A 2,111-nucleotide genomic window follows, 5' to 3' on the forward strand; every position below is an offset into this window, starting at 1 on the left:
GCCTTTCTAGCGCCAAGTTGCTATCTCATAGTCTTGATTTGAGTCTCAGGGGCCAAGAAGTGCTTGGCCTAAATTCGGCCTGAATTGAGATGTTGTAGTACGCCTGAAATGTCCTACCTTGGTGAGACTCATCCGCTCGGCCCCGCCTAGGAGAGAGCGGTCGTAGTCATCATGGGGTAAGGCGTTTCAGCCTTTCTCCGGCAGCGGGATAGTTGCGGTACCATGCAGCTATTCTCGGGGTTGACTAAGCAGATCCTCCCTGGACGTCGTGGGGATCGAGATCCAGTCGTTCACCCAAATCGAGACGGAAGGCACCGTAGGGTGTGACATGCTGCCAGAGTAAGGGCGTTAATGCCCGCAGGTCTTCGGGTTGCATCTGGGTCATCCACTCTGGCTCACTTAGGACGCGCTGAATCATCAAGGTGTTGATATACACCATACTGATCTGTAGCAGATGTAGGGCCAGGGCGGATAATTCCTGCTGGTCGTGCCGATTACTGGCGAACTCGCTACTGCGGCCATAGAAAATGAAGTCATTGGCCCCATTCCACCGTTCAACGACATTGAGGCCTTCCTGAATCTCCTGCCGCAAGGCTACTGACTGAAGGTAACGACACAGGAAGATCGTTTTGACGGCTCTCCCCAATTCGCTCAAGGCTTGGTGGGTCGGATGCTTGGTCTCGGAACGGTTGAACTGTTTGAGGATGACCTCTGTTTCTGCGGTGCCTAACCGCAGGGCCGTGGCGTACTTAATCATCTGGTCATACTGCTGCCGAATCAGCTCCCCGTTGATGGCTCGATTCAGAACGGGTTGCAGGTTTGGATAAGCGGCCTTGGTGCCAGGTTCCGGCAGATAAAGACGCTGCACCCCAATTCGCTTCAGGCGCGGCATCAACTCGAAGCCCAGCAAATGACAAAAGGCAAAGGCAATCTCGCTCTGGCCATGGGTATCCACGTAATTACGCTCGACGGTCATTTCACTGTTGTGGCGCAATAGACCTTCAAGCATGGCAGCCACTTCTGACGAGGAGCAGGTCTTAAGCTGGGAATAAATGCAGACTGACTTTTTCTCCACATGCCAGTAGATCATCACGCCCCGGCCTCCGTAGCGTTGATGCCACTCCGTCATCAGGTTCTGGTCCCAGGCTCCAAACTGTTTGGAATCCGAAGCACAGGCTGAGGTGCCCTCGCCCCAAATGGGGGCCATACGCACGTTCAAGACAGCGTTTACGACTTTGGCAATGGCATTGCGGAGATGTTCTTGATGAAGGTAATGGCGCTTGACGTACAGCAAATTGCTATAGGCTTCATCGCCGACCCCGGCGCAAACCCGCTGGAGCCCAGTGTTGGTGCCCAGGCCATAAAGACAGAGCAGTAACCGGCGCTGGAGCAGATTCCGGTCTAAGGTCTCGCGGGTGGCCGCCGTCTCAAACGACTCCGTGAAGTTGATGCGCAGGTCGGTCTCCTTCAGCATGTCCAGCAGGCCTGTCAGTGGCCAGCGGTGGTTGATTTCCTGCTTCAGCTTCTGCAGGTTGGGCGGTTCGGGCTGAGCGGCTAAGGGAGACACTGAAATCCAGCCATTCTTGCGCTCTAAAATCCGCACGCCTGGATTCTTGGGTAGGCCACTATCCAGCGTGCTCAGAGATGTTTGCAGGGTCTGTTTTAATGGCTCAACAAAGGTCTCAGCTTCCAAAGGCTGTTTGAGTTCCTGGTAATAAACCTGGCGGTGAGCGTCGAAGTCTTGAGGCAAGTCTTGCTCGGGATTGCCATAGCGCCGTCCCCCTTCGACCCAAATTGCGCGACTGCGGAGCTTTTCCCGCAGGGCCTGCAGCACACAAATTTCGTAGTTGACGCGATTGATGCGAATTTCGCCGGTGTCATCCGGTTCTCCCAGCCGTTCGGGCCAGTCATCGGGGAGTACCCCCTCCATCACCAGGTCGGCGTCGGCGTCGTAATACCGTCGGGTGCTGTCGCGATAACGATGGAGTAAGGTCAGGGCCGTCATCACCGGCTGGTGCTGTTCATTAATTGGACCGAAAGTGGAGGGTATCTAGGATGGCCGGAACCATGCGGCGGTAATGGTGCAGATAGGAGGCCCGGATGTGGGTATA

The 2,111-nt window shown here is 55.4% G+C and carries 1 pseudogene; it reads right to left on the reverse strand.

Annotated features, from left to right (window positions below):
• Positions 1 to 244: 244 nt before the first annotated feature.
• Positions 245 to 2,111 (reverse strand): annotated as a pseudogene (locus H6G62_RS26950) (Tn3 family transposase); the annotation flags it as partial.

The sequence above is a fragment of the Phormidium sp. FACHB-1136 genome (assembly GCF_014697375.1).
Lineage (GTDB): Bacteria > Cyanobacteriota > Cyanobacteriia > Phormidesmidales > Phormidesmidaceae > Nodosilinea.